Annotated in this window: 3 protein-coding genes and 1 pseudogene; 2 read left to right on the top strand and 2 right to left on the bottom strand. The window is 63.2% G+C overall.

What is annotated here, in order from left to right:
- Positions 1-172: 172 nt before the first annotated feature.
- Entirely contained in the window at positions 173-1,528 is a 1,356-nt protein-coding gene (locus tag THIX_RS11675) for an IS1182-like element ISThsp16 family transposase (protein ID WP_112484377.1), read from the bottom strand.
- Between the two features lie 113 nt (positions 1,529-1,641).
- On the opposite strand from THIX_RS11675, the gene THIX_RS11670 reads away from it, so the two are divergent.
- Positions 1,642-2,427, top strand: coding sequence for a hypothetical protein (locus tag THIX_RS11670; RefSeq protein WP_158540867.1), 786 nt, complete (start codon positions 1,642-1,644; stop codon positions 2,425-2,427).
- A gap of 747 nt (positions 2,428-3,174) precedes the next feature.
- Here THIX_RS11670 and putA read toward each other — a convergent pair.
- A pseudogene (gene putA, locus THIX_RS11665) lies at positions 3,175-7,024 on the bottom strand (trifunctional transcriptional regulator/proline dehydrogenase/L-glutamate gamma-semialdehyde dehydrogenase).
- A gap of 559 nt (positions 7,025-7,583) precedes the next feature.
- On the opposite strand from putA, the gene THIX_RS11660 reads away from it, so the two are divergent.
- Entirely contained in the window at positions 7,584-8,732 is a 1,149-nt protein-coding gene (locus THIX_RS11660; RefSeq protein ID WP_112486373.1) for a branched-chain amino acid ABC transporter substrate-binding protein, read from the top strand.
- Positions 8,733-8,805 lie beyond the last annotated feature (73 nt).

Raw genomic sequence — 8,805 nt, 5'->3', positions numbered from 1 at the left:
GCCTAGGAGGCTGTCGGACTTGAACCCGAGCGAATCCGATTGATCAGTGCGACGCGTTTTTTTTGACAGCGGCGCGCTGATCGAACGCTCTCGATGGTTGGCGAGACACTGTGAGGGCACATGGGGCGGCCTGGGGACTCGGTTTTGGCGTGGTCGGGGCGCACTATTGCCCTCACGCGGCTCGCAGGACGTGCATGCGCTTGATGTTCCAAGCCATGGTCACCAAGCTCCATTCGCCTTGTGCCTTGGCCAGCCCGCGCATGCTCATCTGGCGCCAACCCATCACTTGCTTGATGATGCCGAACACCGGCTCCACTGTCTGCTTGCGCAGGCCGTACAGGGCTCGGCCTGCTTGCGTGCCCAGGCGGTGTGCCATCTGCACGAGCGGATCCGTCGTCTGGGGCTCGGGCACATCGGGTGCAAAGCGCCCCATCACCGGCGTGTGATGCGACTCCCGCTTGAGCGCCAGCAGCGGCTCGATACCCGCGTCGTTGCACGCGATCACGTTGGCTTGGCTGAAGAAGCCGTTGTCCGTGATGAGCGTGTGCACCTCGCCCAGCACCGCGGGTAACGCTTGGATCTGCTGCAGCGTAGGCACAACTTCGCGCTTGTCGTTGGATGCCTGGCTCACATGCTGGGTGATCACCATCATCGTCGCGATGTCCACGCCGGCTTGTGCGTTGTAGCTTTGCTCGAAGCCCCCACCCGACACGGGCATGATGCGCGACTCTTCATCCGTGAGGTTGACCTGATCGCTGCTCCGGGGGCCGGCCTCTGGCGGCTCAGGGTCCTTGCCGCGCGGCTTCTTGCCCGCCTCGCGCTGGGCTTGGCGCTTGGCGGTCTTGGCCTCGTACTCCTGCTGCTCGACCTGATGGCGTTCGCTGGCGCGCTGCTCGATCTTGGCCTTGGCCTGCGCGATTGCGCTCAAGCGATCTGCACGCAGGGCGATCTCCGCCGGCACATCCATGCCGTCGGGTACCGTCGCGCGGTCGCTGTTCTCTGCCAGCGCCAGCAGCGTTTGTACTTCCTGGCGCAGCTGCGCCTCGATCTTGTTGGCATGAGCCCACGACAAGGCCTTGTGCTTGCTGGCGTTGGCGTCGATCTTGGTGCCATCCAGCGCGATGTGTCCGAGCTTGAGCAGCTTCATCTCGCGCGCCAGAACCAGCACCTGCACGAACAGTGCCTCCACCTCCTTCAAGAAGCGGCGGCGGAACGTCGCCAGCGTGTCGTGATCGGGGTGGGTATTGGCCGCAACAAAGCGGAACGCCACCGAGTCGTAGGTCGCCCGCTCGATCTTGCGGCTGGAGTGCACGCCGTTGGCGTAGCCGTAGATCAGCAGGCCCAGCAGCACCGCCGGATGGTGCGCCGCCGAGCCCCGGCCTGCGTACTGTCGGGCCAGATCGCCCAGATCAAGCTGCTCGATGACTTCGACCACGAAGCGCGCCAAGTGATCAGTGGGCAGCCATTCGTCCACCGACGGTGGCAACAGATATGCGGTGTCTCGGTCAACAGGGACGAAGCGGCTCATCGGCTCGGGCTCTCGGTTGTGCAGCAGCAATTGTCTCGGATAGCGTCTTCATCCGGAAGACCGCAAAGTCCGACAGTCTCCTAGGGCATCCCAATTTCGGGGGTACGCTCTTCTTGCCGATGGTGGTGAACTCGTACGCACATCTAAAGCAGGGATCGCTCAATCCGAGCCAGATATTTACCACGCAGTATGCCAATGCGGTATCGCTCTTTCCCGGCAATGCGGGATACCAAGCGGCTGTGCAGAGCCGGCAAATCCCTGCGACTGCGCTTTTTCAATCGACCCCGACCGGCTATGCGAATCTCGACGCGCTCCCCGAGGGCGCCCCGTTGGGCGCAGCCGGATTTGCTCCTGCGAATTACCTCTTCAGCACGGCTTTTCGCGAAGCCTATGTCAATGATGTCGACGCCAATCCCGACGGCGCGGCTCCTGTCGACGGGTCAGCCCCGAACTTTTCGACCACGGCTCCAACGCTCCCAGCCAACCCGCAATTCCTGCTGCGCCAGGACCTCAAAGCCAACGATCTACGCAACTACACCCCCAGCATGCCTCTGATGATGTGCGGTGGCTTCAATGACCCTGAGGTGTTTTGGAACCAAGGGGCTGGAGCGATGACAGCGGTGTTGAATTCGAAGGTGCCGAGCGATCCGAATCTCCGCTACGCCACGCTTGACCTTGACATCTCCGGGGGCACATCGGGAACATTTGCGACTCAAGGCCTGACAAGTGCACAAAACGCCACGATGCAATCCATGGCCACCCAAACACAGCAAGCGTTTACGGCGTACCAGGCCGGCGTTGTGTCGCAATATGGCGCCACCATAGGTTTGGAGACGTATCACACGAACGAGCGCGTTTTCTGCACGGCTGCAGCCCGGACTTTCTTTTCGCTCAGCTGAATGTGAGGCATGAGTATCAAGCGTTGCGATCCGGCCGCAACGCCTGGCTGCAAGCCGCAACAAAAGCACCCATGTTGATCAGCGCCCATTCCCTCAACGCCGGGAATGGGGCCTGGTTCCCCCATGAACCTCACTTCGGCTGAAGAGTCAGGCGCAAATAGGGCTTGTGTGCCTTCCAGCCAGTCGGGAATTTCTGCTCCGCGGCTTCGCCACGGATGAATGTGGAAATCACGACACCACCGCCAGGGCGCCAATTCGCCGGGCGGCCACACCGTGCTTGGCGGCGAGTTGCGGTGCATCAAGAAAACGCAGTAACTGTAGGACACTTCGGTTCCTTCACTCTTGAAACCCCCGTCTTTGAAAGAAAGAAGTACCGCCATGTCTCGTGAGGATCATGCCAGCGGCATGCGGCGGGCGCCAGTTGCTGTCAGCCAAGGTGGGCGGACTCGCACTGATCAAGGATCGGGATCCAGGGCCTGCTCGGAGGGTCTCGGTGCCTGTGAAGTCATGCGGAGAGTGCTGCTGTCTGGGCGAATTGCTGCCGCACAACCGGGCGAAAACCATCACCCCTGCTGTCAGTACCTGACCTTCAGCGCAGGTGTCAAGATGATGTTCGGTTGGCGCATGCTGCCCAAGTGCGCATGGATGCCCGGTAAAGTGCCTGCGTTTGCCGGGCATCGAGTCATGGCACCACGCGCGCGCCTGAGGAGCGCATGGTGCAGCAGCCTTGCTGCCCGGTGTTCGGCGTCACCCGATCGTCATCAGGCTGGCGTTGCCGCCAGCGGCTGCCGTGTTGACGCTGGTGACTCGCTCGCGGAGCAGCATTTCAAGCGGGTAATCCATCTGCGTGAGCCCGTCGCGTGGCAGTGCGCAAACGGGCACCACCGCATGGGTGTGTTGTGCAAGTTCGGTTTGAAAGGCAAGAAGCCCGGCAGGATCGCCGTCGTAGAGCGCCGCGTCGGGCGTCGCGTCTTGCGATGCGAGGCGCACATGGTCGTGCAGGGTGGAGGGCAGCAGCGCGGAGACGGCATCGGCCGCCTTGCCTGAAATCAGCGCGACGTTGGCCGTGGCCAGCGCGGCACCGATCTGCCGCAGCAAGGCTTCTTGCGCGTCGGCGTGGCACAAAATCGTACCCCGCGCCTCAAGCCGGTACTGGTTCTGCTCGCCAACCGGGCCTGGCAACACGGTGATCTGACGCGCCGGGGCATGCGCGGCGTAGGTTTGCAACGCCGCGGTCTCGACGCCCTGGTCTTGCAGGGCCTTGATGAGATCAAGCAGGGGCTGCGGCGTTTGAGCCGTTGACAAAAACGGTCCGCTTCCGGGCGCGATTAACCGGCGCAGATAAAGGGGGCCGCCGGCCTTTGGCCCGGTGCCCGAGCGCGAATGACCCCCAAAGGGCTGCACACCGACCACCGCGCCGATGATGTTGCGATTGACGTAAATATTGCCGGCGCTGATGCGCGAGGTCACATGCGCGATCGTCTCGTCGATGCGGCTATGGATGCCGAACGTCAGTCCATAGCCCAGCGCGTTCACGGCGTCGATGGCGGTATCGAGCTCGCCGCGCTGATAGCGCAGGACGTGCAGCACAGGCCCGAAGACCTCACGCCCCAGGACGTCGATAGACGGGATCTCGATGATCGTGGGGGGCACGAAATAGCCGTGACGGGCATCTTGCGGCAGTTCGGGGGCGCTGACCTTGAAGCCGCGGCCGCGCATCGCCTCGATGTGCGCGGTGATGGTGTCTCGCGCCTCGGCACTGATGACCGGGCCCACGTCGGTGCAGAGTCGATCGGGCCGGCCGATGGCAAGTTCGGCGGTTGCGCCAAGCAGCATCTCCAGCAGACGGGGGGCGATATCGTTCTGGACCAACACGATGCGCAGCGCCGAGCAGCGCTGCCCGGCGGAGTCAAAGGCCGAGGAGACGATGTCGGTCACGGCCTGCTCGGGCAAGGCGGAGGAGTCGACCACCATGGCGTTTTGTCCGCCCGTTTCGGCAATCAGGGGAATGGGTAGACCCTGGGCGTCCAGGTGTCCGGCAAGTTGCGTCTGAATCAGGCGCGCCACCTCGGTGGAGCCGGTGAACATCACGCCACGGCACACGCGCATCGGCAACCAGCGCTGCGCCAACGCGACCATCACCCGGAAGCAATTGCAGCGCGCCTGCCGGAACCCCGGCTTCCAGAAGCACGTGCACGGCATAGCTGGCAATGAGCGGGGTTTCCTCTGCCGGTTTCGCCAAGACGACATTGCCTGCGGCCAGGGCTGCGGCGACTTGTCCCGTGAAAATGGCCAGGGGGAAATTCCACGGGCTGATGGCCACGACCGGGCCGAGCGGGCGCTGCACGGCGTTGTGGAACTGCGATGAGACCTGGGCTGCGTAATAGCGCAGGAAGTCCACTGCCTCGCGCACCTCGCCAATGGCGGCAGGCAGGGTTTTGCCAGCCTCGCGCACGATCAGCCCCACCAGCCTGGGAAGCCGCTCTTCGAGAAGATCGGCTGCGCGACGCAGAATCGCCGCGCGATCCTGTGCTGGAGTGGCTTGCCAGACAGGCGCTGCTTGCAGCGCCAGGGTGAAGGCCGTGTCGATCATGGCGGGATCGGTTTCGATGACCTGGCCCACCGTATCGCGCAGGTCGGCCGGGTTGAGGACCGGACGCGCCGGACCCTGCACTTCGCCGCTGCCCAGGATGGGTCGTGCCTGCCACGACGTCTCGAGTCCTGCAAGCCCCGCAGAGGCCAGGGAGCCCAGGCGCTGCTCGTTGCTGAGATCGAACCCGGCGGAATTGTCACGGGTCACACCAAACAACGCGCGCGGCAGCACGATCTTCTCGTGCCCAGCACCCAGCGGCACCACGCTCCTGGCCAGTTCGGCGGGGTCGGCGATGATGTCGTCCAGACTCAATTTCGGGTCGTTGATCTTGTGGACGAAGGACGTGTTGGCACCGTTCTCAAGAAGCCTTCGCACAAGATAGGCGAGCAGGGTTTCGTGCGTGCCCACGGGCGCATAGATGCGACAGGGCCGGTTCAGGGCATCGGGCCCGACGACCTCCTCGTACAGAGGCTCCCCCATGCCGTGCAGGCACTGGAACTCGTACTGGCCCACGTAGAAATTTTCTCCCGCCATCGTGTGGATGGCGGCTACGGTGTGCGCGTTGTGCGTGGCGAATTGTGGGAAAACGGCGCTGGGCGCCGCCAGAAGCTTGCGTGCGCAGGCCAGGTACGAGATGTCGGTGTGCACCTTGCGCGTGAACACGGGGAAATCTTCAAGGCCGTCGATCTGCGCGCGCTTGATCTCGGAATCCCAGTACGCCCCCTTGACCAACCGCACCATCAAACGTCGCTGGGAGCGGTGCGCGAGGTCGATGAGGAAGTCCAGCACGAAGGGCGCGCGCTTCTGATAGGCCTGGACCACAAACCCGATGCCGTTCCACCCGTGAAGCGCCGGATCAAAGCACAAGCTTTCTAGCAAGTCGAGGGAGATTTCCAGTCGATCGGCTTCCTCGGCGTCGATGTTCAACCCGATGTCATATTCACGCGCCAGCCGCGCCAGCCGCGCCAGTCGCGGCAGCAGTTCGTCCACGACCCTCTGGCGCTGCGTGCGCGCATAGCGCGGATGCAGCGCGGAGAGCTTGATCGAAATGCCTGGCCCTTCGTAGATGCCGCGGCGCTGCGCTGCCTTGCCGATCGCGTGGATGGCCTGCTCGTAGTCGCGCAAGTAGCGCTCGGCATCCTGCGCCGTGAGCGCCGCCTCGCCCAGCATGTCGTAGGAATGGCGGAAGCCCTTGGCTTCCCATTTGCGGGCGTTGGCCAGGGCTTCGGCGATGTTCTGGCCCAGTACGAACTGCTCGCCCATGAGCCGCATGGCGATGTTCACGCCCCCACGCACCACGGGCTCGCCACTGCGCGCAACGAGACGGGTGAGGACCGAGGATAGATTGACCTCGCTGCTGGTTGCAACGAGTTTTCCTGTCAGCAGCAGACCCCAGGTGGCCGCGTTGACAAACAACGAGTGGCCGCCGCGCAGATGGCTTTGCCAGTCGCCGGAGCAGATCTTGTCGCGGATCAATGCGTCACGCGTGGCGGTGTCGGGGATGCGCAACAGCGCCTCGGCCAGGCACATCAGGGCTATTCCTTCCTGGCTTGACAGTGCGTACTCCTGCAGCAGCGCTTCGACGACGCCGCGCGTGCGTTTGGCACGCAGTTTGGTGGCGAGGCTGCGGGCGGTATCCTGCGCCGCCGCAGCCAGTTTCGGAGGCAGGGTAGCTTGGGAGAGGAGGGCGGGGACACACTCGGGCTCGGGCCTGCGATAGGCCGCGGTGATGGCCGCGCGCAGCACGGTTTGCGGTTGCACGTCCTGCGCCAGATCGAGAAACGGCATGACCGGGGATGCTGGATGGTCTTCCTGCGGCGGGGGCTTGAGCTCACCATCATGCGGGTCGGCCTCCAGCGCGTCTCCACGTTCGAGCCGCTCCAGCCCTTGCAGGATCATCTGCTTAACGACGAAATGCGGCGTGCGTCCATGCGCCTCAGCCGCAGATTTGATACGAAGACGAACATGGTCATCAATTTTTACACCGATGGTCGTCACTGGCATGGTTGCACCTTTTGCATGTTTGAGCCTAGAATGGTTGCACCTTTTGTTGAAAAAGTAAACCTAGATCTATTTTAGTGTGGTCCATTTGGTGCTACCTTTATTCGTTGAGCGGTATAACTTTTGAACGTCATGGCGGTGCTTATCGATATTTTCGCAGGCCTGCGGTGCGCCGCCTCAGATCCGTGCGTGTTGATGGCTCGACGCCAGTCTGAACCTGCGTGCTTGATCCAAGCGACGAAAGACGCGGCGAACGGCGCACGCCGTCGACAACCCTGTCGGCGCCAAAACGCGATGCGCGTCGCGAGTCAATTTCGACACCGTGCATGCCATGCCCGGCAAGTCGGAGCATGTGTTCGCAGGCATATGCCGTGTTGAGTGCGCCCCTCATGCCGGGTTGGAATCGGAGGTGCGCTTCATCTTTTGCCGTCCGCTGGAGCTCTGTCGCCTGCCTGGGACTGCGCATCAACGGGCTGGTGCTAGGCAGCGGCGCTTGCCGCTGCGAACAACGGCCCGATTGCGGCCTTTCCCTTCAAACAACGATCAAATAAGGAGACAAAGCATGCGACACCTGTCCAAAACGCTTCTTCTCACCCTGGCCACAGCCGGCCCTTGCCTGGCTGCTTCCCAGGCCTTCGCGGCTTCGCCCATCAAGATCGGCGTGCAGGCGCCGATCACCGGCCAGTACGCCAACGAAGGCCAAGGCATTGCCGATGCCGTGAAACTGCTGGTGAAGCAGACCAATGCCAAGGGCGGCCTGCTCGGCCACCCGCTGGACGTGAAGGTCTGCGACGACCAGGGTGAAGCCGCTGCGGCCGCGATTTGCGCGCGGCAACTGGTGAACGACGGCGTGCTCGCCGTGATCGGCAGCTACACCAGCGGCGCTGCGCTGGCCGCCGAGCCGATCTACGCGCGCGCCAACGTCATTCAGACCTCCGACGGCACCAGCGACGAACTGACGCAGCGCAACTACAAGACTTTTTTCCGCAACGCGCCGCCCAACAGCGCCGAAGCCTTGTTCACCGCCGGTTATTTCAAGGCCATGGGTGACAAGCGCATCGCCGTGGTGACCGACCACTCCAGCTTCGCCACGGGCCTGGCCGATGCGGTGGTGGCGGATGCGAAGAAGGACGGCATCGACGTGCTCGACAAGGCTTACATCAGTGCCGGATCGCAGAACTACACCCCGGTGCTGACCAAGCTCAATGCCCTGCACCCGCAGGTGGTGTACTTCTCGGGCTATTACACCGACGGCGGTTTGATCAAGGCGCAAATGGCGCAGTTGGGCATGAAAGCCAAGTTCGTTGGCGGCGATGCGAACCAGAATGTGGCCTTTGCCAAGATTGCCGGCAACGCGGCGGCGGGTGCGGTGATCATCAACGTGCCGGCGCCGCAGGACTTGCCGTATCCGGCGGCCAAGGAATTCCTCACCCAGTTCAAGGCCGCCTACGGCCACGAGCCGCCCAGCATTTTCACGCTGACCAACGCCGATGGTTTCCGCGCCATTCTCGATACCGCCGAGAAGATCAAGAGCGTGGAGCCGGCCAAGTTGATTCCAGCCTTGCACGAATTGAAGCATTTCGAGGGACTGACCGGGACGTTCTCCTGGAATGCCGTGGGCGAGCGCACCGGCAGCCCGTATGTGGCGTTCGAGATCACCCCGAGCGGCGGGTACAAGATCACCTATCCGCCGGCGGCCGTGACCCAGTAAACATCCACCCGAGCCCCGGCACAGGGGCAGGTCGGGCGTGGCGCGGCTGTGCGCGCGCCACGCCCGACCCCCA

It is taken from the genome of Thiomonas sp. X19 (assembly GCF_900089495.1).
Classification (GTDB): domain Bacteria; phylum Pseudomonadota; class Gammaproteobacteria; order Burkholderiales; family Burkholderiaceae_C; genus Thiomonas_A.
Note: the sequence above shows the minus strand (reverse complement) of the source record. Positions and strands in the feature narration are given on the sequence as shown.